At 66.0% G+C, this 23,222-nt stretch carries 18 protein-coding genes; 10 read left to right on the top strand and 8 right to left on the bottom strand.

Annotation, left to right across the window (positions count from 1 at the left end; translation table 11 throughout):
- Window positions 1-11 precede the first annotated feature (11 nt).
- Window positions 12-1,958 (bottom strand): asparagine synthase (glutamine-hydrolyzing), encoded by a 1,947-nt coding sequence (gene asnB / locus ACW5DN_RS05845; RefSeq protein ID WP_456961797.1) that lies wholly within the window; start codon window positions 1,956-1,958, stop codon window positions 12-14.
- Between the two features lie 189 nt (window positions 1,959-2,147).
- Here asnB and ACW5DN_RS05840 point away from each other — a divergent pair, with 189 nt between their 5' ends.
- Window positions 2,148-3,911, top strand: a complete 1,764-nt coding sequence (locus tag ACW5DN_RS05840) for a GMC oxidoreductase (RefSeq protein ID WP_456961796.1) — start codon at window positions 2,148-2,150, stop codon at window positions 3,909-3,911.
- Here ACW5DN_RS05840 and ACW5DN_RS05835 read toward each other — a convergent pair.
- Entirely contained in the window at window positions 3,802-4,962 is a 1,161-nt protein-coding gene (locus ACW5DN_RS05835) for a glycosyltransferase (RefSeq protein WP_456961795.1), read from the bottom strand. The genes ACW5DN_RS05840 and ACW5DN_RS05835 overlap by 110 nt on opposite strands.
- Before the next feature lie 38 nt (window positions 4,963-5,000).
- On the opposite strand from ACW5DN_RS05835, the gene ACW5DN_RS05830 reads away from it, so the two are divergent.
- Window positions 5,001-6,065 (top strand): acyltransferase family protein, encoded by a 1,065-nt coding sequence (locus tag ACW5DN_RS05830; RefSeq protein ID WP_456961794.1) that lies wholly within the window; start codon window positions 5,001-5,003, stop codon window positions 6,063-6,065.
- 11 nt (window positions 6,066-6,076) lie between these two features.
- On the opposite strand, the gene ACW5DN_RS05825 is transcribed toward ACW5DN_RS05830, so the two are convergent.
- The 4 genes from ACW5DN_RS05825 to ACW5DN_RS05810 are packed head-to-tail and all read right to left on the bottom strand — an operon-like array spanning window position 6,077 to window position 10,630.
- Window positions 6,077-8,176, bottom strand: coding sequence for an NAD-dependent epimerase/dehydratase family protein (locus tag ACW5DN_RS05825; RefSeq protein WP_456961793.1), 2,100 nt, complete (start codon window positions 8,174-8,176; stop codon window positions 6,077-6,079).
- The gene (locus ACW5DN_RS05820; RefSeq protein ID WP_456961792.1) at window positions 8,167-9,399 is read right to left on the bottom strand and encodes a glycosyltransferase; all 1,233 of its coding nucleotides are present in this window, start codon (window positions 9,397-9,399) and stop codon (window positions 8,167-8,169) included. The genes ACW5DN_RS05825 and ACW5DN_RS05820 overlap by 10 nt, the downstream gene beginning before the upstream one ends.
- The gene (locus tag ACW5DN_RS05815) at window positions 9,392-10,003 is read right to left on the bottom strand and encodes a class I SAM-dependent methyltransferase (protein WP_456961791.1); all 612 of its coding nucleotides are present in this window, start codon (window positions 10,001-10,003) and stop codon (window positions 9,392-9,394) included. Before ACW5DN_RS05815 ends, ACW5DN_RS05820 begins: the two co-directional genes overlap by 8 nt.
- 24 nt (window positions 10,004-10,027) lie before the next feature.
- Window positions 10,028-10,630 carry a J domain-containing protein gene (locus ACW5DN_RS05810; RefSeq protein ID WP_456961790.1) on the bottom strand — a complete coding sequence of 201 codons (603 nt, stop codon included), beginning with the start codon at window positions 10,628-10,630 and terminating at the stop codon, window positions 10,028-10,030.
- 153 nt (window positions 10,631-10,783) lie between these two features.
- Here ACW5DN_RS05810 and ACW5DN_RS05805 point away from each other — a divergent pair, with 153 nt between their 5' ends.
- Genes ACW5DN_RS05805 through ACW5DN_RS05770 form a run of 8 tightly spaced genes read left to right on the top strand, consistent with a single transcriptional unit; the run spans window position 10,784 to window position 20,011 of the window.
- The gene (locus ACW5DN_RS05805; protein ID WP_456961789.1) at window positions 10,784-11,872 is read left to right on the top strand and encodes a polysaccharide deacetylase family protein; all 1,089 of its coding nucleotides are present in this window, start codon (window positions 10,784-10,786) and stop codon (window positions 11,870-11,872) included.
- A gap of 11 nt (window positions 11,873-11,883) precedes the next feature.
- Window positions 11,884-13,215, top strand: a complete 1,332-nt coding sequence (locus ACW5DN_RS05800; protein ID WP_456961788.1) for an O-antigen ligase family protein — start codon at window positions 11,884-11,886, stop codon at window positions 13,213-13,215.
- On the top strand, window positions 13,212-14,768 hold the full coding sequence (locus ACW5DN_RS05795; protein WP_456961787.1) for an oligosaccharide flippase family protein: 1,557 nt from the start codon (window positions 13,212-13,214) through the stop codon (window positions 14,766-14,768). Before ACW5DN_RS05800 ends, ACW5DN_RS05795 begins: the two co-directional genes overlap by 4 nt.
- On the top strand, window positions 14,765-16,156 hold the full coding sequence (locus tag ACW5DN_RS05790) for a phenylacetate--CoA ligase family protein (protein ID WP_456961786.1): 1,392 nt from the start codon (window positions 14,765-14,767) through the stop codon (window positions 16,154-16,156). Before ACW5DN_RS05795 ends, ACW5DN_RS05790 begins: the two co-directional genes overlap by 4 nt.
- Window positions 16,153-17,331 (top strand): glycosyltransferase, encoded by a 1,179-nt coding sequence (locus ACW5DN_RS05785; protein WP_456961785.1) that lies wholly within the window; start codon window positions 16,153-16,155, stop codon window positions 17,329-17,331. The genes ACW5DN_RS05790 and ACW5DN_RS05785 overlap by 4 nt, the downstream gene beginning before the upstream one ends.
- The gene (locus ACW5DN_RS05780) at window positions 17,328-17,981 is read left to right on the top strand and encodes a polysaccharide deacetylase family protein (RefSeq protein ID WP_456961784.1); all 654 of its coding nucleotides are present in this window, start codon (window positions 17,328-17,330) and stop codon (window positions 17,979-17,981) included. Before ACW5DN_RS05785 ends, ACW5DN_RS05780 begins: the two co-directional genes overlap by 4 nt.
- 33 nt (window positions 17,982-18,014) lie before the next feature.
- Entirely contained in the window at window positions 18,015-19,199 is a 1,185-nt protein-coding gene (locus ACW5DN_RS05775) for a hypothetical protein (protein ID WP_456962970.1), read from the top strand.
- Complete coding sequence (locus ACW5DN_RS05770) at window positions 19,196-20,011, top strand: glycosyltransferase family 2 protein (RefSeq protein WP_456961783.1); 816 nt, start codon at window positions 19,196-19,198, stop codon at window positions 20,009-20,011. The genes ACW5DN_RS05775 and ACW5DN_RS05770 overlap by 4 nt, the downstream gene beginning before the upstream one ends.
- A 9-nt stretch (window positions 20,012-20,020) precedes the next feature.
- Here ACW5DN_RS05770 and ACW5DN_RS05765 read toward each other — a convergent pair whose 3' ends face one another.
- Both ACW5DN_RS05765 and ACW5DN_RS05760 read right to left on the bottom strand, forming a co-directional pair.
- A complete protein-coding gene (locus ACW5DN_RS05765) occupies window positions 20,021-21,697 on the bottom strand; it encodes a hypothetical protein (protein WP_456961782.1) in 1,677 nt (558 codons plus the stop codon).
- Between the two features lie 197 nt (window positions 21,698-21,894).
- Window positions 21,895-23,199, bottom strand: coding sequence for a hypothetical protein (locus tag ACW5DN_RS05760; protein WP_456961781.1), 1,305 nt, complete (start codon window positions 23,197-23,199; stop codon window positions 21,895-21,897).
- Between the last annotated feature and the right edge of the window lie 23 nt (window positions 23,200-23,222).

Here is a 23,222-nt window from a genome sequence, read left to right as displayed (position 1 = left end):
GCGGCGTATCGTTATCGTCCCGCGGCCGTCGCGGTCTGGTGGTGCACCAGCATCGTCGACAGCACGCCGACGAAGGCCTGGTTGTCGGCGAACCCGGTGGCCCGGCCGGCGCGGCACTTGTCGAACAGCCGCCCGACCGTCGCCGCATCGAAGTAGCCAGCGGCGCGGATGCGGTCGGCTCCCATCAGGTCGGCGACGTAGTCCAGTGGCTCGCCATCGTGGAAGAAGCTCTGGCAGTCGGGGGCGCGATAGGGTTGCTTGGTGCGCTGCAGGATGTCCTCCGGCAGCAACCCGGCCAGTGCGCGCCGCAGCAGGTACTTCTCGGTCAGGCCGCGGATCTTCCAGCTTGGGGGCAGCCGGTTGGCGAACTCGATCAGGCGATGGTCGAGATAGGGGAACCGGCCCTCGATCGAGTTGGCCATCGCCACCCGGTCGCCTTGCGAGGACAGCAGGTAGCCGGCAAGCAGCGACTTCGCCTCGACATACTGGTCGCGCGCCAAGGGGCTCCACGCCATCATCCCCGGCGGCAGCGACCGTTCGTAGGCCTCCAGCGGATCCCAGCCGGCGACGCTCGCGCGCAGTTCGGGCGACAGCATTGCCAGCGCACGCCCGGACGTCATCCAGCGGGGCGCATGCGCAAAGATCGGGCGATCGAGGTGTTCCATGCCCTGGCCGAAGAACGACTGCGCGAACGCCGGATTGCGCACCGGTGAATTGGGCAGGTAGCCGTACAGGCGTTGCAGCAGCAGCGGTCGCAACCGCGAGTCGGGCTGGCGCGCCCAGAACCGTCGGACCTTGGCCTCCTTGAACAGGTCGTAGCCACCGAACACCTCGTCCGCGCCCTCGCCGGTGAGCACCACCTTGTAGCCATGCTCGCGCACGCAGCCGGCCAGTAGCATCAACGGCACCGGCGCGGTGCGCAGCACGGGGGTCTCGGCATGGCGCACCAGCCGCGGGAACGCCTCACCGATGTCGCGCCGGGTGCAGTGCAGCGTGGTGTGATCGGTGCCCAAGTGCGCGACCATCGCCTGCTGGTGAGCGCTTTCGTCGAACTCTCGATCCTCGAACGTGACCGAGAACGTCCGCACCGGCGTATCGGTGAAACCGCGCACCAGCGCCACGATGCCGGATGAGTCCAGCCCGCCGCTGAGGTAGGCCCCGACCGGGACGTCCGCGCGCAGTTGCAGGCGCACGGCATCGACCAGCAGCTCGCGCAGCTCCTCGGTTGCCGCTTCGATGCTTCGCGGGTAGCGCGACGGCGCGGTCTCGGCGGCGTCGGGGAATGTCCAGTCCCAGTAGCGGGTCAGGGTTTCCCGACCGTCGTGTTCGATCGCCAGCAGGCAACCCGGCGGCAGGCTCTGCACGCCGTCGTAGATGGTGTCCGGATCCACCGTCGACCAGTAGGTCAGAGCCTGCACCAGTCCTGATGGGTTGAGGGTTGTGCATTCGGGCAGCACCGCAAGCAGTGCCTTGACCTCCGAGGCGAACCACACCCGCCCGCCGCCACGCGCATGGAACAGCGGCCGGATGCCGGCGCGGTCGCGGGCGAGCACCAGCCGCCTGCGCTCGCTGTCCCACAGCGCGATCGCGAACTGGCCGTTGAGGTGTTCGACGAAACGGTCGCCGTAGCGGTCGTACAGATGAACGATGACCTCGGTGTCGGAGCGGGTGCGGAACCGGTGCCCGAGCGCTTCCAGCGCGGCGCGCAATTCGACATAGTTGAAGATCTCGCCATTGAACACCGTCCACACCGTGCGCCGTGGATTGGGGAGGGGCTGCGCACCCGTCGCCAGATCGATGATCGACAGACGCGCGTGGGCCAGGCCCACGCCGGGCTCGGCATGGAAACCATGGCCATCCGGGCCACGATGGGCGAGGGTCTGGATCATCCGTTCCAGTACCGGCCGCGCGAGTGCCGAGACTACGTCCGGCCCGATGAAGCCTGCAATTCCGCACACGTGGTGGCGATCCCCGTCAACGCGCCGTGATCGGCGCCATACCCAATCAGAGACGCGCGATACGGCAAGAATCGGCCACGCTACGGCGGTGACGGCCGCTTACGCGTGAGCCTCGCGTTTATAAACTCCAGTGGCCGACGGCCAAACCAAACAAGGCGATGTGCGAATGAGCAGGCACAGGGAACGCGAATGATCGTCGACTTTCTGCAACCATCGGCTCCGACCGAAGTGGAGGTGGATCTGTGCGTGGTAGGCGCCGGTCCGGCCGGCATCGCCATTGCGCGATCCTTCATCGGCACGACGGTCAGCGTGTGCGTTCTGGAGGGCGGCGGCCTCGACGGCGAGCCGGACAGCCAAGCGCTCTACGGCGGTACGGCGGTCGGGACGGTTCCGTTCGACCCGGCGACCTGCCGGGTCCGCGCGTTCGGCGGCAGCGGTAATGTCTGGGGCGGTGGCTGCATTCCACTGGGTGCGCCGGACCTGGCCTGCAGGGAATGGGTTCCACACAGCGGCTGGCCGTTCCCGTACGCAGAGCTCGAACCGCATTACCGGCAGGCGCTGGCGTATTGCGGGATCGAGTGGCACACCTTCAGACCGGGTTCGTTCGACACATTGCCGGCAAGGCTGCCGCCGGAATTCGATGCCGCCAAACTGGTCAACCAGAACTTCGTCCTCAGTCCGGTGTTCTTCGGCGAAACGTACCGGGAGGCGCTTGAGCAGGCGGCGAATATCACCGTCATGCTGCACGCCAACCTGCTCGAGCTGGAAACCGGGGAGGCTGCGGGAGCGGTTCGCGCGGCCAGGATCGGTTCCCTCGATGGGCGCCGGGGCGTGGTCCGGGCGCGGAACTACGTGCTGGCGTGTGGAGGGATCGAGAATGCGCGGCTGTTGCTGTTGTCGGACTCGGTTGCCCGGCACGGCCTCGGCAACGACCGCGACCTGGTAGGCCGGTTTTTCATGGATCATCCCAGCGGAAAGCTGGGAGAACTTGTTGCCGACGACCCGGATCGGTTGTGTCGACCCTACGACCGTACCGGCGGCAAGGGTCCGGCACCGGCATTCCCCGAGCTGTGCCTTTCCGACGATGCGACGCGAAGGCATCGGATTTTGGCGGGGCGGATCCGCCCGATCGCGGTCGAACGGCGAGTGCCAGCGGGGATCCAAGCTTTGCGGGGGTTTCGGGCCGCGCTGCGCCATCCCTCGCGTGACGAGGCGCTGGAAGGGCAGATGACTGCCTGTGGGTCGGAAATTGGCGGATCGGGCACACCCCCGGATTTGGGCCGGCTTGCACTGCGACTTGGCTTGGGCGCTGGCGATATTGCCCGCGCTGTCGGGCGCAAGCTGGTCGGAAAGCCGGTGGTGCACACCGACCATGTCGACGTGGTCGGGTTCTTCGAGCAGGCCCCGAACCGCGACAGCCGGATCATCCTGGGTTCCGAGATCGATGCCTTGGGGCAGCGCAAGGTCTGCGTCGACTGGCGGTTGACGCCACTGGATTGGCACACCTACCGTACTGCGGCGAACATCGCAGGCAGCGAGCTCGCACGCGCATCCCGGGGGCGGTTCAGGCTCGCGCCCTGGCTCGAACAGGGCAGCGAGTCCATGCCGCCATTGCGCGGCACATCGCATCATCTCGGCACGACCCGGATGTCCGATGATCCGAGGACAGGCGTTGTCGACCGGCATTGCAAGGTGCACGGGGTCGACAACCTCTATGTGGTTGGCAGTTCCGTGTTTCCTGCCGGTGGCTGGGCCTTCCCGACTTTCACGATCGTGGCGTTGGGCCTGCGGCTGGCGGAGCACCTGCGGACGTGCGCCAGGCACGAAGCAGCCGGTGCTGGGTTCAGCGGCGCGACTCCGCGACCGCCTCCTCGCACGCCAGCAGCGTGTCCCGTGCGACTTGATGCCAGCCCCGCGAGAACTTGCGCGCGAGCGCCGGCGGATCCCAGTTGAACTCCAGCGCCCGGACCAGCGCTGCAGACAGTGCCGCCGCATCGCGCGCGGGGATGAGTACTCCGCAGTGGCCGTCCACCACCTCCGGGATGCCACCCACGTCCGTGGCCACGACGGGTCGCCCGCACGCGAGCGCCTCGACCAGCACGTTGGGGTGGCCTTCGGAGTAGCTGGGCAGCGTGATCACATCGGCCGCCGCCATCCAGCGCGCGACCCGGGACGGCGACTGGCTGCCGACAAGCCGAAGCGGCAAAGACGGATCCGCCGCCGCGATGGCGCCCGCCAGCTCCGCCTGTAATGGCCCTTCGCCGACCAGTACGGTTTGCAACCCGGGGCGCTGCGCCGACAGGACGCGGGTGGACGTGACCAGCTCGCGCAGTCCTTTTTCGGCAACCAGGCGGCCGACATACAGCACGATCTCGGCATCGCCGGGCAAGCCTAGTTCGTGGCGCGCCGCCGCGCGATCGGCGGGCTGGAACAGCGCGGCGTCGCAGCCGTTGGGAATCGCCCGGATCCGTCCCGGCTCGGCGCCATAGTCGCGCACAGCCATGCGCCCGAGATCTTCGCTCACGACCAGCAACCGCCGCGCCGCGCCGACCACCGCACGTGTCAGCTGGCGGCTGACCGGATCGCGCACCCGGATGTCGGATCCACGCGCGCCGGCGACCAGCGGAACGCCCGCGCGGCGTGCAGCCAGCATCGCACCGTAGGCGTCGGGATAGAGCCAGTAGGACAGCACCAGGTCGGGTGCGAAAGCCTTGATCGGGTGATCCAGCACGTGGCCGCAGCGCCAGCCATTGAATGGCCGTGAGATCACCGGCAACGCGTTGTATGGGGCGTACTGCACATCGCAGCCATCGATTCGGTCATCCGCTTGCGGCGGTCGGAACAGATAGCTGCGTGGACGCGCCCAGGCGGGATAGACAGCGGTCGGGCTGACCACCTGCACGGTCGCCAGCCGCGCCAGTTCGCGGATGGTTTGCAGGATCGGGCGGCCGCGGTTGGGTTCGCCCGCGATCGGGAACTGCGATGTGGCAATCAGGATACGCATCGAGGCGGAAAGGCTGTCCGGAGATCGGGTAGTGGCGGATGACGAATATTCCAAGCCAGGTCATCGTGGAAAGTTCGAGGCCGCCAGCGCCACGCGCCCGGCTCGGTGAGCTTGACGCGCTGCGGGGGGTGGCGGCACTGGCGGTGGTCGCGTTCCACTACACCACGTCGTATGCGCAGCAGGTCGGCCATGTGGAGCCATTGCCGTTCGGCTTTGCGGCCGGGAACTACGGTGTACACCTGTTCTTCCTGATCAGCGGGTACGTCATCTTCATGACACTCGAGCGCACCCGCGACGCGATGGATTTCGTGGTGTCGCGATTCTCGCGCCTGTACCCGGCTTACTGGGCTTCGATGGGTATCACCGTCGCGGTGGTGTCCGCGATCGGGCTTCCCGACCAGCAGCTTGCGACCCGCGAGTTGCTGCTGAACCTGACGATGGTCCAGCAGTTCCTGGGTGCCGGGCACCTGGATGGGTCCTACTGGACCCTGCAGGTCGAGTTGTTCTTCTACGCGCAGATGCTGTTCTGGTTCGCGGTCGGACAGCTTCGGCGTATCCACTGGATCATCGGGGCATGGCTGGTGCTTGCGGCAATCCAGGGCGTGGTCATGGATCGGGGCCTGCATTTCTCCTACTCGGTGCGCGAACTCCTGATCCTGCGGCACATTCCATTCTTCGCCCTGGGCATCTTGTTCTACCGCCTGCACGACAAGGCCGGCGAGCGTGGCCTGAACCTGGTGATGATCGGGTTGAGCCTGGTCGCGATCAGCATTGCCCAAGGGGGCGTGTTGCTGCTGGTGGGGTTGGCCTGCTGCGCGGTCTTCGCGCTTTTTGTCAGCGGCTACTTGCGCTTCCTCTGTATCTGGCCGTTTGCCTGGTTGGGGGCGATTTCCTATCCGCTCTATCTGCTTCACCAGACCATAGGCATCGCGTTGATCCATTGGCTTGAGCAGCATGGGGTGCCCAGCATGGTGACGGTGGCGATGGCGCTTGTCGTGGCACTTGCGTTGGCGACCCTGGTCACCTGGCGGGTGGAGCGTCCCGTCATGCTCGCGATCCGAATGGCGTGGCGCCAGCATCGGACGCGACTGGCGCCGGCGTAAACGAGGAAGGTTCAATTGGACCGCGGTGGCGAAGCTGCCGAAGGTTGCGCGACCAATGGCGCCCCGAACGTGCAATCCAGGCCGTGTACCACGCCTGTCCGCGGCTTCCAGCCCAGCAGCCGCGATGCCGCGGCGCCATCGAAATTCGCCAGCGGCCGGAGCGAGCGAACGCGGTACCGGGTCAGTGGCACTTCGCGACGCAGCAGTCTGCCGAGCAGTTCCACACCCGTGCCCAACACCATGAAAATACCGGTAGGCACCCTGAACATACGCAGGTCACTGCCCAGCTTGTGCTGGCAGCGTGCCAAGTAATCGGCTTGGTTCACCGGTTGCGGGTCCACAACATTGACGATCGCCCCGACCGCGCCCGGGGCATCGGCCGCCAGCACGAGCGCATCGACCACATCGTCCAGGTAGACCAACGGAATGGTCTGCGCACCATCGCCCACCGCGATCCAGTAACCGGCGAGCGCCACCACGCCATTGGGCGTGACCCGTTCGGCGCCCGGCCCGAAGATCTGTCCGGGCCGGATGATCACTGCTGGCAAGCCCTCCTGGGCGGCCTCGACGACCATCCGTTCGGCGATGAGCTTGGTCCGGGTGTAGGCGCCGCGGAGGCCAGGCTGCGGCTCGTATGCGGAGGCCTCGTCCACCGTCGAGGCGGGGTCACGGCCGGCATGGTCGAGCACGCTCAACGAGCTGACATACACCAGCCGCCTGCTGCCATGCTCGCGGCATGCGGCGACGACATTGCGCGTGCCCCAGACCGTGCCTGCCTCGAACTCGCGTGGGCCGCCTCGCATCGCGGCACCGACGTGATAAACGGTGTCCGCGCCGGCCACGGCATGGGCGACGACGCGCGGATCGCCGAGGTCGCCCACCACCACCTGCACGCCGGGGTCCTCATGGGTGCGGACCGGGCGTCGAACCAGGATCCGCACACGCTGGCCACGCGCACGCAAGGCCGCTACAAGGGCGCGGCCGAGGAAGCCACCGGCGCCGGTGACCAGTGCGTCGACCGGTTCCAGCGATGCGTAGCGCGCCTCCAACTCTCGCAGTCGCAAGGCATCGGGCTCGGCGCAGGCCGGTTCCAGCAAGCGCGCCACCCGCAATGCGTCCTCTGCGTCGAATGGCGGCGCCGCCTTGTCCAGCACCGCCAGCGCGAACTGCTCCACGCCGCGCTGGATCCCCGGCGACGGCCTGAGCAGGCCGGTGGCGAAGCGCACCACGTTCCAGGGAATGCGCACCAGATCGGCCGCTGCATGCAGGAAGGCATTGGCGACGATGCCGATGAACTTGGGACCCGGCAACACGCGGTGAATCCGGCAGGTCTGCAGGAATCGATCAACCTCGACCAGGCCGCGGGTGCCGCGCACGAACAGACGGTTCTCCATCGGCCGTGCGGTCCACGACAGCAGCAGGCGGCCGACGCCGTTCCGGCCGACTACGCGCGCTTGCCAGTCTCCGAACTTCAGGTTGGGGTCGGTGCCGCTCGCCCGATAATCAAGCTCCAGTGATTCAAGCGGTCCGAGAAAGGCCTCGAGCGTGTACACGCCATGCACGCCGAGGTCGCGCAACGGATAGGAACCCTGGGTGACCATCGCCGGCAACGGGCCGCCTGCGTAGGCCGGGTAGTCCGAATTGCGTACGATGTCGACCGACACGACTTCGCCGATTCGGCCCGAACGCACGACCTCCAGCGCTTTCATCACCACCGGGTCGAACAGGTCGGAGTGGTTGACGCCGAGCAACAGGTTCTTCTCGCGGGCCTTGGCGCTCATCGCCTCGCAGTCGGCGACCGAGTCGGCCATCGGCTTCTCGACCAATACATGGCAACCCATGTCGAGTGCTTCGATGGCGAGTGCCGCATGCGATGCCGGGGGGGTCAACACGTGCACGACCTGCGGGACGAGGTGGGCAAGGTCGGCCAGATGGGTGGCGGCCACGCCGCCGAAGCGGGTTGCCAGCGCCTCCGCGGCAGCGAGATCGGTATCGCAGATGCCGACGATGTCCACGAAATCAAGGCGTTTGAGCGCGGCCAGATGGTGGCCGGCGACGTAGCCGGCCCCCACGATGCCGACGCGCAGCCGGGTGGTGGGCGCTACTGACATGGTGCTGCCTCGGAAGTGGATTTCGGGGTCGCCGCGCGCCGAGCCAGCGCCTGCCTCACGGTTTCCAGCACCGCGTCGACGCGCCGGTCCCAGGTCTGGTCGGCAACGGCGGCGATGCGATCCGCGGCGCCGCCGACGGGATCATTCCGCAGCACCTGTTCGAGTGCGGCGAGGAACTCATCGCGGCTGTCGGCGATATGCACCCATTGCGCGAATTTCTCGATCTCGGGATTGCGCACGCTGACCACGGGCTTGCCGGTGGCCAGATACTCGCGCAGCTTCAACGGATTGGCGTTGGCCACCTGGCGATTGAGCCGATACGGAATGATGCAGGCATCGAACGCCTTGGCCCACTGCGGCAGGGTCGGGTAGGGCTTGGGGCCGACCAGATGGACGTTGGACAGCGCCCGCAGCGCGCCCACATCAGTCGCGGCGTGCCCAACCAGCAGGAAACTCCACCGGGGGCGCGACTGTGCCAGCCATTCGATCAGGTCCAGGTCGATCCACTCGTGCACGGAGCCGAAATACCCGATCACCGGCGCGGGCAGCCCACGTGCTTCCTCGGGCACCTGCGTCGCCGAATCGCTTGCCTGCCCGAACAGCGCCACGTCGACGCCGTGCGGTGAGAAAACCGTGTTCGGGTTGATGCTGCGCTTTGCATCCAGCAACGCCGGCGGCGCCACGAACAACAGGTCGGCGCGCCGGCTGAGGTCGACGTCGCGTTGTGCAATCAGTGGCGCGTCGACCCCCGGGTGCGCCGCATAATCGTCGATGCAGTAGTACACGCAGAGTTCCTCGCCCAGTCGTTGGGCCATGAAGCCCGGGTGGGGCACGACGAACCATGAGATGCAGCGCTGGATGCCAACCCGTCGCAACGCCCGCCGCACAGCCCAGCGCCCGAACAGCCGGTTGAAGGCGTCGACGCCGGGCACGCGCCGGAACGGTAGCTGCGGAACGGTGCAATGCCACAAGCCCTGGGGAGTCCGCACCGGCGCACGGAAGGTCGCGGCGAGCTTGCTGAGGGCACGCCTGAAGTCGCGACCGGATGCGCCGGGTGCGCGCATCCCGGGGGAGTCGACATAGAGCAGTGGGAACTTCGCGGCCAGCCGTTCCGCCACGTGATGGCTGCTGGTGCGATTTTCCGCATGCCAGTCGTTGCCGAAGTAGACGACTCCCAAGCCCTGGATCAACGCGTTCTGGATCGATGCGTCCGGGTCAGGCATCGGTCCACCATCCCACCAGCCACGAAGTCGTACCGGCGTGAATCCAGTCCTTGTGCAGCCCCGGGACGTTCTCCAGCGATGGCCCTATACGGCCCGACGCGGGTGCGAAGAAGGTGACCAGCCCGTTGCGGCCCAATCGTCGCATCCGCTCGATGGTCGCGACCGGATCGCTGAGGTAATAAAGTACCTCGCAGGCCGTCACCAGGTCGAACCGGTGGCGCTCCGTGCCCCACGGCTGACTGAAGATGTCGGCGACCGCGAACTGCGCGTCCGGCAACCGTGTGCGGGCCCTGCCGATTGCCTGCGCGCTGACATCGACCCCATACAGTTGGTCGGCCAGCAAGGCCAGATGACGGCTCTGATGGCCCTCGCCGCAGCCCAGTTCGAGGATCGAGCCAACCCGGCCGAAGGCTCGCTCGATGACCTGATTGGTGGTCTCGAACCGCGTCCGCTCCATCGTGGAATCCATGTTCCAGGGGTCTTCCAGACGGTAGGCAAGGTCGAGCCGCGAATGGTTGTCGTTGCCGCCAACGCCGCGCAATGCGTACTTCATCCACAAGCGCCGCTGTGCCTTGCTCAGTAATTGGCCAGTCGCTGCAAACATGCCTTTCCCCGATTCTGATCGTGCTCAGCAGTCAAGCGCAGTGTCCGGATGCAGGGGTTTGCCCCCCGTGACCGGATTGTCGTGAACCCGGAGAGGCTGCCCCGACTCGCTGTACCAGTCGACAACCTTGCCGCAACGAAACTCGATCCACGACAGGCCATATTCCCAGCGCGATCCAGTGATCCTCGCGGGTTCACCCTGGATAGCCCGGATATCGTCGGCGTCCATGCCCAGAGCCACCCGCGGCCCGAGGGATCCACTCCCGTGCAGCCACAACAGTGTCACCGCTACCAGCGCTACCAAGACTGAGTAACGGGCGCGATGTGAGTTTCCGGCCATCGGCGGCGCATCACGCGCAACCGCCGGTGCAGGTTCGTACACCGTGCGAGCCCCCTGGATCTGGATACGGGCGCCGGGAAGCCGTCCGTGCAATCGATGGAACTCGGTGGCCCACGCGTAAGACCCGTTCAATTGCTGCAGCCGGGCGAGTCCGCCATCGGCGCGTATGCGGTCGGGGTGCAGGCTGCCGACCCGTCGTCGGTAGGCCTTCCTGAACTGTTCGATGGTGCAGTCGGGGGTGACACCCAACTCGCGGTAGAGCTCATTGACGTCGTTGTCGACCCCCATGTCGTGCCCTCGTGGACGATGCGCTCGCCGTCGCAGCTGCGGATGTAGCCGGCCTCGAATCGCGCCGGCTTGCGTTAACAGGAAAAGAGGTCTGCCAGATTCCGACAAGTCGGGGACTGCCAGGGGGAGCAACCAACAAGAGTGGGTAGTCTGATGATCACCTCGAAGGTAACGGCAACAATGCCCGCTACCGGCTACGGCCGAAGGCAGGCATTGGCGCGCCTTTGCCACGGCGCGCAGGTGATGGCCCCGCTCGCGCGGCTACGCACGTTGCTGCGCGACGACCTGCGGATACTGGCGTATCACCGGGTGCTGGAATCAGCCGACCCCGCAGGCTTCGATTTCGACGTCGACCTGATCAGTGCATCGGCCGAGCGGTTTTACGATCAGATGGCGTTCCTGCGCCGACGGTTCCATCCGATGCGCTTCGACGAGGTCCTGGAGCGGGTCGAAGCCGGGCGCCCACTGCCGTCCCGCGCCGTCCTGGTCAGCTTCGATGACGGCTATGACGACAACCATCGCGTTGCGTTCCCAATCCTCAACGACCTGGGAATGTCGGCGATGTTCTTCGTGTCCACCGGTCATGTCGATTCCGGGCTGCCGTTCTCCTACGATTGGCTGGTGCACATGGTCTGCAGCATCCCGGCGGGAAGGCTCAGCATTCCCGAGCTCGCGCTGGAGACACCATTGCCGGACGGCCTGGATGGACGGCGCCAACTGGTGCGGAAGTTGTTGACCCGGCTCAAGTCACTGGATGACGCGTCGCAGACGGCGTTGATCGCGCGACTGGAACGCGAATGGGGCATCGCTCGCACCGACGGCCATCCTGATTGCCGGCCGATGAATTGGGATCAGTTGCGCGAGATGCGTGATGGCGGGATGGAAGTCGGGTCGCACGGGGTCACTCACCGGATGCTGGCGAAGTTGTCGATCGACGACCTTGTCCAGGAACTGCAGGGTTCGAAGGCGACCCTCGACCGTGAGCTCGGCACATCCGTCGAGGTGCTGGCCTATCCGGTCGGGGGTCCGGATGCCTTCGACGCGAAGGTGATCGAGACGGCCCGTGAGGCGGGCTACCGGATGGCATGCAGCTATATCTCGGGCACCAACCCGGTCGTACGTGAGTCGCGATACGCATTGAACCGGCTGCCGGTGGAGCGGGACATGGACGCCGCGTGGTTCGAGTCGATGGTTTCGCTGCCGGAAGTGTTCGGCTTCCCCTCGCGCCGGCGTGCGTACTGAGGGTGCGACCGATGTTCCTCTTCATGGTCGCCTACCTGGTGCTGGTGCTGATTCGCCCGCAGGACTATCCAGCGGTGTTGGAGTCCGCCGGGCTGCCGTGGCAGCCCATCGTTCTGATGATGGCCGCATTGTTCTGGTTGTTCTCGGCACGCAAGTCGCTTGCGGCGCCGCAATACCTGTTACTGCTGTGCTTTCTTCTGGTGCTGATGTTGTCGAAGGTCGTCAATGGCTGGACCGGCGGCGCGCTCGTCCAGTTGACCAAGTTCGCGCCGGTGGTGATGGCATTTGTTCTGCTCGCCAACGCAGTCGATACCCGCGAGCGGGTCGTTGCCGTGATGGCGGTGTTCGCGGTCTGCGCGGGCGTGCTGGCGCTGCACGGCATCGAACAGTCGCGGACGGGCATCGGCTGGACCGGGGTCACCATGTCACAGGAAACCCGCATCCAGTACGTCGGCATCTTCAACGACCCCAACGACCTCGGGATGCTGTTCGTGATGTGCTTGCCGATGAGCGTTTACCTCAGCCAGCGCGGTGGGCTCATGGGTTTGCGCCGGCTGTTCTGGCTGGTGGTCGCGGGAGTCCTGCTCTATGGCATCTACCTCACCGACTCGCGCGGCACGATGCTGTCGCTGGTAGTGCTGCTCGGTGTGTACGTGTGGCAGCGTCGGGGGCTGGTCACGGCCGGGGTGCTGGGCTCGGCTGCGCTGACTGTGCTGATGCTGTTGCCATCGCGGATGCAGGAGTTGGACGTGGGCGAAGCATCCGCGCAGGGCCGCGTCGAGTCCTGGTACCAGGGGCTGCAAATGTTCATTTCCAGTCCGTTGCTCGGGATCGGCGCCGACGGCTATTCGGACATGTACAACCTGACCGCGCACAACTCCTTCGTGCTGGTGTTGGCCGAAACCGGCATCATCGGCTTCACCATCTGGTTGGCATTCATCGGCTACTGCTTTCGGATGGTGCTGGCGGTACTGAAGCATCAGGACGACCTCGACCTCGACACCGATGGGGGCGATGTCCATGCCATCACCGGACTGGATGCCGATCCGGAGTTTGATGACGGCAGGGCACTGCAGTGGCAGGAGGATCGCGCCATCGCGATGACGCTGCTGTTGTCGTTGTCGGGCTTCTTTGCCGCCTCGTTTTTTCTCAGCCGCAGCTACGTGATCATCCTTTACCTGCTGGCGGCGCTGGTGGTGGGGCACTACTCCGGTATGCAGGCGCGCTACGCGGGATTGCCCCGGTTCCGCCTCGAAAACGACATGTTGCGTTGGCCGCTGTGGTCGATGATCGGGATCGTCGGCCTTTACCTGATGGTCAAGGTCCTGCTGGGGATGGTATGAACACGCGGTCCATCACCTTGCGCAACACGGCATTCTCCTCGGTTGGCATGTATACCGAGTACCTGCTGGGCATGTTGACGTCGATCATCATCGCCCGCCACCTGGGGCCCGATGGTTTCGGCGTCTACAGCCTGGTGATCTGGCTGGTGGCGACGGGGGTGGCGACTACCAATTCAGGCACTGCCAGCTCCGCGATCAAGTTCGTCGCGGAATTTCGCGGGGCGGGGCGCGACGACGACATTCCCGCGCTGCTGGCCTACCTGCGACGGGCCCAGCGCCTGTTCCTGTTTGTGGTGCTGGGGATCGGTGCAGTGGTGTTCGCGGTGGCCGGCGAGCACATAGCCGCGGGACTGGACCACGTGATGCTGCTGGCCTTCCTGGTGGTGGCGGTTGCGCTGCGCGCGGGCTACATGTTCAACATCGGCGTGGCGAAAGGGTTCGAGGACTTCCGGGCCACCGCCATGATTTCCTTGGTCTCGACCCCGCTCAACCTGGCGATGGTGGTCGCGGCCTGGCAGTTCGGCGCGTCTGTGGAATGGCTGCTGGGGGTATTCGTCGTATCCAGTGTGGTGTTCTACGGCGTATCGCACAGGATGATCGCCTCCCGTGCGCCGATGCTGGCCGGGTCCCGCGTGCTCGCGCCGGAGTTGCGGGCGCGGATCCGTCGGCACATGTGGCTGACGGCGATGATCGTCAGCGTGGGTTTCGTCGCCGCGAGCGAGGTCGAGGTCCTGTTCCTCAACCTGTACGGCGATGCAGAGGCGGCCGGTCAGTTCAAGGTCGCATACCAACTGGCGGTCGGCGCCGCGGCGCTGGTGCCGGGGGTGTTCGGTGCGTTGCTGTTGCCGATGATGGCCAACGCACTTGGCCAGGGGCGCGATGTCGCCGGCCGGCGCTTTGTCGCAACCACCGGTTACCTGGCATTGCTGGCGGCGCCGCTGGTCGCGTTCGGAGCGGTGTTTGGCGCAGCGGCGGTGCAGGCGCTGTATGGCGATGCCTACCTGCAGGCCGCCCCGGTGTTTGCCGCCTGCCTGCTGGGTGTTTCGATCACCGCAATGACCGGCGGCGGCTCGAGCTTGCTGATCAGCGCCGACCGGCAGCAAAGCGTGCTCGCGGTGGTCGTGGGATGCGGCCTGCTGAAGGTGCTGCTTGATGCGATCCTGGTGCGGCAGTTCGGACTCGCCGGTGCGGCGGTCGCCTACGTGGCGGTGTCGCTGGCCAGCGCAGTGGCCATGATGGTGCTGGCCATTCGCGTCAGCGGCGCGGCGCCGGACTGGGGACGTCTGGCACGCATCGGCTTCGCTGCGGCGTTGGCCGCACTCATCGTTTTGCCCTTGCGCGGCCAGTTGCTGCCGCTGGTGGAGGTGGCGGCCGGGGTCGTTGCGCTGGGGCTGGTCTATGTACCGCTGACCTTGCTGCTGCGTTGCTGGAGCCGCGGCGACATCGAATACCTGCAACAACTCCACCAGCGATTCGTGGCGGGCCGGCCACGTATCAGCGCACGCTTGCTGGAATGGGCATACCAACGCGCGCCCGAGGGAGGTGGCCGATGAGCCTTTACGAGCCGTTGTTCCGCAATGTCCTGTTCCCCGCGTACGAATCCGGCCTCCGGCGTCGGCGCACGCTTGACTACCTGCGCGAGTACGAGGCCAGCCAGTGGTTGTCGCCTGAAGAAATCGCAGCGTTGCAATGGGCCAGGCTGAAGCGCCTGGTCGAACACTGCTGGGCGGAGGTGCCGTACTACCGCAAGCATTGGCAGCTCGCCGGACTCGCCGGCGCGGAGGATATCCGCGGGCTGGATGATTACGCGCGATTGCCGGTGCTGACAAAACAGGATATTCGAGACAACTTCGAGCAGCTGATCGCACCTTCGTTTCGCGGGAGTCTTCTGTACAAGACCACCGGCGGTTCGACCGGCGAGCCGCTGCGGTTCGGCTATACACGTGAGAGCTACGAGCGGCGCCTTGCCGTGATGTGGCGCGGATATGGCGCTGCGGGCGTGCCGCTGGGCGGTCGCGCCTTGTACTTGTGGGGCGGCGGCGTCGGTGACATTTCGCGCGCTTCAGCACTCAAGGAGCGGCTGTACCACGGTGCGTTCAATCGCCGGATGCTCAATTGCTTCGACATGCGTGAAGACAACCTGTCCACGTTCGCCTCCGCCATCGAGTCATACAAGCCGCAGGCGATCGTGGCCTATGTGGGCGCGATCGTGCGGCTGGCGCAATGGATGGTCGAGAACAATCGGGCCATCAAGGGGGTGAAGTCCATTTTGGGGGCGGCCGAGTCGCTGCACGACTTCCAGCGGCCGGTTATCGAAGCGGCGTTTCCGGACGCAACCACGTACAACACGTACGGCTGCCGGGAGTTCATGCTCATCGGAAGTGAATGCGAGCATCACAACGGGCTGCACGTGAACGCCGACCACCTGTTGGTCGAAGTGCTCTCACCAACCACGGCTGGTCCCATTGGCGGATCACCGGACGCTGGAGCTTGCCCGGTTGAAGCAGGCGACCTGGTTACGACGGACCTGAGTAATTTCGGGATGCCGTTCATCCGTTACGTGGGCGGGGACATCGCTGTCCCGGGAGATTCCGGGCGCTGCCGCTGCGGGCGAGGCTTGCCGCGCCTGCTCCGGGTCGAGGGGCGCAAGCTCGACGCGATCCGGACGCTCCGGGGGCACCTGCTTCCGGGCGAGTTCTTCCCGCATATGCTCAAGGACGTCGCTGGCATTCAGCGGTTCCAGGTAGTGCAGCATCGGCTGGATGACTTCACGATAAGCATCGTGCCGGGTGCCGGATTCGATAGCGCCGCGGAGCAGTACATCCGGCGCGAGATCCACAACGTGATCGGGGATGCAAGCACCCTGAGGTTGCGATTGGTGGACGACATCCCCCTTACCCCGAGCGGCAAGTTCCGCGTCACCATCTCGGAGTTGGCATGAGCGGTGATCCCGTATCGGGGACGACGTCAGGCGACGTATCGGGCGCAAACCACAATCGCCGACCGACCGTCATCCACGTGGTCGAGAACCTCAACCGGGGCGGGCTGGAGCGCGTCGTCATCGACCTGGTCCGCGCACAGCGTGCGACGGGCACGCGATGCCGCGTGGTATGCCTATTCGGGCTGGGTCCGCTGGCGGACGAACTGTTGGCCGATGGGGTGGATGTACAGGCCTGCGGCAAGCGCAGCGGCGCCGACCTGCGCGCCGTGCGCCGCATGCGCGAGCTGTTGAAGCAGGAGCCTGGGGCGATCGTGCATACCCACAATGCTGTTGCCCATTACCACGCGGTGTTGGCGGCCGTGGGGCTGTCGCTGCGACGGGTGGTCAACACGCGCCATGCGATGCTCGCAGGCGAGGGCGCCGGCCGGCGCGAGTGGCTGTACCGCCAGGCGATGCGATTGACCGATGTCTGCGTGGCGGTTTGCGAGGCGGCGCGCCTGCAGTTGGAGGCAGGGGGTCTCGGCCCCCGCACCAAGCTGGTATCCATTCCCAATGGCATACAGCTAGGCCGGTACCAGCCGGCCTCCGCAGGGTCGCGGCAGCAACTGGTGAAGGTGCTGGGGCTGCCTGCCGGCACGGTGCTGATTGGTACCGTCGGCCGCCTGAATCCGGTGAAGGATCAATCATCGCTGATCCGGGCATTCCGTAGGGTTCACGAAGCGATGCCAGCCACGGCCTTGCTGCTGATCGGCGATGGTTCGGAACGTGCCGGGCTGACCACGGTTGCGCAGACGGAAGGCGTCTACGACCGGGTGCATTTCCTCGGCGACCGCGCCGACGTCGACTTGCTGTTGCAGGGACTCGACCTTTTCGCGATGTCGTCGGTATCCGAGGGCTACTCGATCGCCCTGCTCGAAGCCAGCGCCGCCGGTTTACCGATTGTTGCCACCGACGTCGGCGGGAATGCCGAGATCGTGCAGAACGCCGTCAGTGGGCGATTGGTGCCCGCGTCGGACCCGGTCGCACTGGCCGAGGCGATCCTCGCGATACTCGGCGATCCTGATCTCGCCGGCCGCATGGGGCTGGCCGGCCGGGCCTGGGTCTTGGAACAGGGTTCATTTCGCAGCATGGCAGAACGATATGCGAGGATCTATGCGGGACAGGACAGGCCATGACGATGAGTGACATGACGCCGAGGCCGCGGCGGCTGCACCTGCTGCGCTGGCTTCCCGGAGCCTGGGTGACCACGGCAGGCCCGCGTGGACGCAAGCCCCTGTACCTGAGTTTCGATGACGGGCCGCATCCGGAGCACACCTTGCCGGTGCTGGATTTCCTGGCTGGCCACGGTGCCCGCGCGACGTTTTTCCTGGTCGGTAACCAGGTGGAGCGGCACCCGTCGCTGGTGGCTCGCATCGTCGCGGCGGGGCATACGCTGGGCAACCATTCCTACGACCACCCCCGTTTTGAACGGCTGTCGTTGGCGGAACAACTGGCCCAGATCGACCGGACGGATGCGTTGCTGGCGCGGTTCGACGGCCGCCCGCGCCATCCGTTCCGTCCGCCGCGTGGGGTGCTGTCGCTGCCGCTGCTGGCGCATTTCGTCCGGGATCGCCGCCCGATTGCGTACTGGTCCTATGACAGCCTCGATTACGGCCGCCAACCTGCGCCGGGATTGATCGACATTGCACGGCGGCATCCGCCGCGGGGGCGCGACATCATTCTGATGCACGACGACAGCACGATCTCGTTGCAGATGCTGGCAACGCTGGTTCCCGAATGGAGCGCGCGAGGTTTCACGTTCGAGGCGATGGCGCCCCATGCGTAATTGCGCCAGCCGGAAGGAAGGTGTCCATTGAGCGTGCTCGGCTGGCTCGCGTTGCTGATGGTGCTGGCCGTGGTCGCGGCAGGATTGGTCGGATGGCAGCTGCTGCGCGCGCGCAACATGCAGGTGTGGATCGGCAGCTACCTGCGGCGAAGGGTTCCGCGGGTGGCTGGTCGTCCGGTGCACGTGATGTTCTGCTTCGTCGACCACTTCGAACCGATGTGGCACGGCGCGGACCTGCAGGTCCAGCGTGCCCGGGTCGACCGCTGGTGTCGGGACTATCGGGTCATGGCGTCGCGCCATCGCGATGCCGATGGTCGCCCACCCCAGCACAGCTTCTTTTATCCGGAAGAGGAGTACGCCCCCGAACACCTCGACAAGCTGGCCGCGTTGTGTGCCGACGGCTATGGCGAGATCGAGATCCACCTGCACCACGACAACGACACCGAGGCCAACTTCCGCGAATGCATCACCCGCTTCGGGCGCATCCTGCACGAGCGCCACGGTGCGTTGCCGCGCGACCCGGACACCGGACAGCTTCGTTTTGGTTTCATCCACGGCAACTGGAGCCTGGACAACTCGCGTTGCGATGGCCGCTGGTGCGGTATCGACAACGAGTTGGTGCTGCTGCGCGAGTTGGGCTGCTATGCGGACTTCACCTTGCCGTCGGCGCCCAGCGATACCCAGACCCGCACGATCAACTCGATCTATTACGCCACCGATGACCCGATACGCCCCAAGTCGCACGACACCGGCGTGCCGGTGCGGGTCGGCGGGCGTGCCGAAGGCGACCTGATGCTGGTGCAGGGGCCGCTGGGTCTGAACTGGCGCGAGCGCCGCTTCGGGATCATGCCGCGCATCGAGAACGCGGACGTGCGTCGCAGTTGCCCGCCGACGCCGGCGCGTGTCGATGCGTGGGTGAAAACCGCGGTCCAGGTGGAGGGTCGGCCGGACTGGGTGTTCGTCAAGATCCATACCCATGGCACCCAGGAACACGACATGGATACGCTGCTGGGCGCCCAGATCGATGCCATGCACGCGCACCTTGAGCATCGCTACAACGATGGCGTGCACCACGTGCTGCATTACGTGACCGCGCGCGAGGTCTACAACATCGTCAAGGCGGCCGAGGCCGGACTGGAGGGTGACCCCGGACAGTACCGCGACCATGTGCTGCCGCCGCCGCGCTCATCATGGGCCGGAGCGAGGGCGGGCTCGTGAGCCAGGCGGATATCGACGCCAGTTCGAGCGACGGCTTCGGGCCGGGTGGCCGCCCGAGAACGGATGGCAGCCCGAAAGTGAGCGTGGTGATGCCGGTCTACAACGCCGCCGACACCGTAGCCCAATCCATGCGATCGGTCCTGGAGCAGACGTACGCCGGGCTGGAGCTGGTTGTGATCGATGACTGCTCAAATGATGGCTCAGCGGAGGTGGTGGAGGGTATCGCCCGCACCGATCCGCGGGTCGCGATTTTGCGCTTGCCGTGCAACGGCGGGGTGGCCACGGCGCGCAACGCGGGTATCCAGGCGGCCACCGGCGACTACATCGCCTTCCTCGACAGCGACGACTGGTGGCACCCGGGCAAGCTGGAGGTCCAACTGGTGCAGATGCGCGCGGCCGGGGCGCGGGTCAGCTACGCCGGTTACCAGCGCGTGGATGAGGCCGGCAAGCCGTTGTCGACCGTGCGGCCTCCGGCGACCGTACGATATGCCGACATGCTCAAGAGCAACCGCATCGGCAACCTCACCGGCTTGTACGACCGCAGTCTCGGGGATGGCCGCTTCCAGCGCGTGGGGCACGAGGACTATGTGTTCTGGCTGCAGATGGTCCAGCGAGCGGGAGTTGCGATCTGCGTTACCCATCCGGAACCCCTCGCGTTCTATCGGGTGCGCGCCGGCTCGCTGTCAGCCGACAAGTTCAGGGCCGCGCGGTGGCAGTGGCATATCTACCGCGAGATCGAGAAGCTCGGCTGGGCGGATGCGTGTCGGTATTTTCTTCACTATGGCGTCAACGCACTGGCCAAGCGCCACTGACGTTCCTGGTCACCTGTCGCTGAGCTCGACCACGTAGCCGGTATCGCCGCCCTTGACGTCGATGCGCCAGCCGCGTTTGAACTCATCGGCATCGACGCTGCTCCAGTCGTGTGCGCTCAACACGGCGTTGGCCGGTTCGAGCACTCGGATCCGCAGATCGCCGGCCGTCGCTTGGTTGCCGTCGATTTTGGGCTTGACCGGAACGTTGAGCTGGAATATCGCGCGGGTGCCCCTGCCCAGCTCGAACGTGTCGCTGACGGTAAGCCGGCGGCCGGCAAAGTCGAACCGGCGTTGCCACCCACGCACGGCCGGGCTGCCGGCGTACGCCGCGGTCAGGTCGGCGGTGGCCGAGAACTCTGCGCCTGGGCCCGGCGTCACGGTCATGCTTGAACGGGTCGGTGTGCACTGATGCACCACGATGTCGCCGGCGGGCCGGGCGCATTGCCTCGCATCGGGATTGGCCCGCTCGAACCGGACTACGTTGTGGACCTCGGTGCCCTGTTGGATGCCGCTGTGGCTCCAGATGTTCTCGGTGACGGCGAGCCAGTCGTCCGCGAACAGGGTGAACCCACCCTGATCCTGATGGGCGTGGCTTTCCTCGTAGGGTCCAGCGACGATCGCGACCCACATCGCACCGTCGTCCCAGCTGGTGCGCGCGAACAGGTGCCCGGTACCCTTGGCATGGTAGATCAATCCGGCAGGCGCCGCCCCGGTATCGCCGGCGGGCAGCAGGTCGTGGCGAAAGTTGAAGCCGGACGACATCTCCGGTACCGAAATGTTCCGCAGCCACCACGCCGCCGTCTCGCGGGCGCCTGGATCCTGGGTCAGCGCACGGGCTTCCAGTACCAGCCGGCGGTGGTAGTCATACAACTCGGGCACGGAGTTGCGTGACTGGTCGCCGAGCGGCGCGAACCTGTCGAGCGTGGGGACGGTCGAGTGGACCCAGTAGTCGATGCTGTCGGTGGCATGGCCGTTGGCATTGGCGAGGTCCTCGCCGGTGGCGTCGCGCCACAGGCGGTACAGCGAAAACAGGCGCATGTGCGCGGCGCCGTACCCGGTGCCTTCGCGGCTGCCTCCCCCATCGAGCTTGGCGAAATAGGCCTGCAGCGGCGGCAGCTTGTCCTCGCGCAGCTCGGCCATCCACCCGGCGTTGCCGCTGGCCAAAGCCCAGTACATGGTGGCTTCCAGGAAGCTGTAGTAGTAGTTGTTGCCGGGGTTGTCGGTGGCCCATCCGGTCCATGGGTGCGGCCGGTTGCCCCAATGCGCCCGGATGTGGTGCCACACGTTCCAGACCGCTTGTTCGGCATAGGCCGACCAGCGCTGGTGTTGCTCGGGGGTTACGCCTGCGGCGCAGGTGTCGAGCGTCAGCGAGAGGTCGGAAATCATCGGTCCGACCTGCAGGTAGGAGTCGCCGGCGACTGCGGGACGGTCGCCACGCGCGATCGCGACTTCAGCCTCGGCGACCTGCTGTTCGACCATTGCCACCGCAAGCTCGCAGTACTCGTCCTTGGCGGATAGGCGGAACATCAGGGCCGCGTCCGTGGCTGCGAACGCGTAACCGGGATTCCCGCCCACTGCGCTATCCACGAACGACTTGAAACGCCGGTACTCGTCCGAGTTGAGGTCCACGTAAGACAGGTCGAGCGGGATGCCGGGCTCCATGTCATCGGCGGACACGGGCGTCATGGGCTTGGTGAGGGCGGCGGGTTCCGGTTCTTGTGATGTCACTGGTGGGCCGGGGTTGCCGGTTTCCGGGAATCCGCACGCGGCAGCTAACGACACGAGATACAGCAGCACTGCTGCTCTGCCGCGCCAGGCAAATACGCCTGACCGATGGGCGTGACGCGCGCGCGGTACTGGATGCGAAGACATGGCACTTCTCCTTAGCGGTGGTAGGTGACGCTCAGGTAAAGCAGGTCCTGGTCGGCGTCATCGCCCGGCAAACTGCTCCGGCGCTCGTATCGCGCCCATTCAATGCGGCTGCTCCAATGCCTGGACCAGTCGTGTTGCAGGTGGATTCCGTAGCGCCGGGTCTCTTGTTCGATCCCGAGTTGCAGATAGTCGATGTGGTCGAGGCTGGCGAAGATGCCGACGGACAGCCGCGGCCGCAACTGCCAGCCGACGCTGAGAGCGGCACCATGACCCTCCTGGTCGAACTCGTCGGCATCGACATAGTCGAGCTTGTTCACGTAGGGCTCGATCGCCACACCGAGGCGCGTCCCGGTGAATGTATAACCCAGCGACAGCCGGCGCTCCTTGTAGGGCGACGCGTTGACCACCGCGTCGCCCACAAGCGATGGACCCGGTGTTGCGGCCGCGGCCTCACCGATGCCGACCAGTGCGTCGGTCGCGGCATCCGAAAATTGCTGGGAGCCGGCCAGGGACAAACGATGCCGATCATTCGGAACCCAGTCGAGGTTGGTGCGCAACAGCGGCTCCGAGCGGTCACCGTCGCCGGTGCGGTATGCCAACTGGGAGTAACCGGCATCCAGGCCCAAACTGAAGTTCGCCAAGTCACGGGCGTAACGGCCGAAGATGTCGTATCGGGTGTAATCGCGGGCCACGACGTCATCGTCGAAATCGACGCGTTGTCCCTGCAGGTTCAGCGAGACCTGGCTGGTCGGGCTCAGTTCCTTGACGGTGCGGACGGCCAGGCCCAGCCGCTGCGAGTTGAATTCGTCGGTTATCTCGGCGTCGCTGTCCGTGTAGCGTAGTTCTGCCCGGCCTCGGAGGGTGTTGCCCAGGTCGAAGTACAGGTTCGGTCCAAGTGACAACACGTTGACCTGCTGGCGATTGCCCGGCGTGTTGGCCGCGAGCGTGTTCACCGCCTGTACTGCGAGACTGTCCTCGACCGTGAAGCTGAGCCGCTCGGGCAGCGCGAACCAGTTGAAGCGGCCGTCCAGAGTGCCGTCGACCGTATCGGAAAAGGTATCGCCCAGGTAGCTGCGGTACTCGGCGCGCCCGGCAATGCTGCTCTGGATCGCCGAGGTGTCATGGGTCAGCTCGAAGCCGAGGCCGGAACGCAGGATGTCCTCCTCGATCGGCTCCACCTCGCTCAATGCCACGTTGTCGTTACGCTCCACGCCGACATCGACGCTATAGTCCAGCTGGACTGCGGTGGCGATGCCGGGCAGGGCCGCAAGCGCGGTTGCGAATGCAGTGGCCGTGCCGAGCCGCTTTCCACGCATGTACCTGCTCCCTGGTTCCGGTG

Source organism: Lysobacter sp. A289, assembly GCF_054072675.1.
This window is presented reverse-complemented; position numbering and strand designations above follow the sequence as displayed.

Bases quoted from the DNA above. Each gene is read 5' to 3' on its own strand.
- ACW5DN_RS05795 (WP_456961787.1), top strand. From the start codon at position 13,212: ATGAACACGCGGTCCATCACCTTGCGCAACACGGCATTCTCCTCGGTT.
- ACW5DN_RS05765 (WP_456961782.1), bottom strand. From the start codon at position 21,697: ATGACGCCCGTGTCCGCCGATGACATGGAGCCCGGCATCCCGCTCGAC.
- ACW5DN_RS05815 (WP_456961791.1), bottom strand. From the start codon at position 10,003: ATGTTTGCAGCGACTGGCCAATTACTGAGCAAGGCACAGCGGCGCTTG.
- ACW5DN_RS05780 (WP_456961784.1), top strand. From the start codon at position 17,328: ATGACGATGAGTGACATGACGCCGAGGCCGCGGCGGCTGCACCTGCTG.
- ACW5DN_RS05820 (WP_456961792.1), bottom strand. From the start codon at position 9,399: ATGCCTGACCCGGACGCATCGATCCAGAACGCGTTGATCCAGGGCTTG.
- ACW5DN_RS05790 (WP_456961786.1), top strand. From the start codon at position 14,765: ATGAGCCTTTACGAGCCGTTGTTCCGCAATGTCCTGTTCCCCGCGTAC.
- ACW5DN_RS05805 (WP_456961789.1), top strand. From the start codon at position 10,784: ATGATCACCTCGAAGGTAACGGCAACAATGCCCGCTACCGGCTACGGC.
- ACW5DN_RS05835 (WP_456961795.1), bottom strand. From the start codon at position 4,962: ATGCGTATCCTGATTGCCACATCGCAGTTCCCGATCGCGGGCGAACCC.
- ACW5DN_RS05810 (WP_456961790.1), bottom strand. From the start codon at position 10,630: ATGGGGGTCGACAACGACGTCAATGAGCTCTACCGCGAGTTGGGTGTC.
- ACW5DN_RS05825 (WP_456961793.1), bottom strand. From the start codon at position 8,176: ATGTCAGTAGCGCCCACCACCCGGCTGCGCGTCGGCATCGTGGGGGCC.
- ACW5DN_RS05840 (WP_456961796.1), top strand. From the start codon at position 2,148: ATGATCGTCGACTTTCTGCAACCATCGGCTCCGACCGAAGTGGAGGTG.
- ACW5DN_RS05785 (WP_456961785.1), top strand. From the start codon at position 16,153: ATGAGCGGTGATCCCGTATCGGGGACGACGTCAGGCGACGTATCGGGC.
- ACW5DN_RS05760 (WP_456961781.1), bottom strand. From the start codon at position 23,199: ATGCGTGGAAAGCGGCTCGGCACGGCCACTGCATTCGCAACCGCGCTT.
- ACW5DN_RS05830 (WP_456961794.1), top strand. From the start codon at position 5,001: ATGACGAATATTCCAAGCCAGGTCATCGTGGAAAGTTCGAGGCCGCCA.
- ACW5DN_RS05800 (WP_456961788.1), top strand. From the start codon at position 11,884: ATGTTCCTCTTCATGGTCGCCTACCTGGTGCTGGTGCTGATTCGCCCG.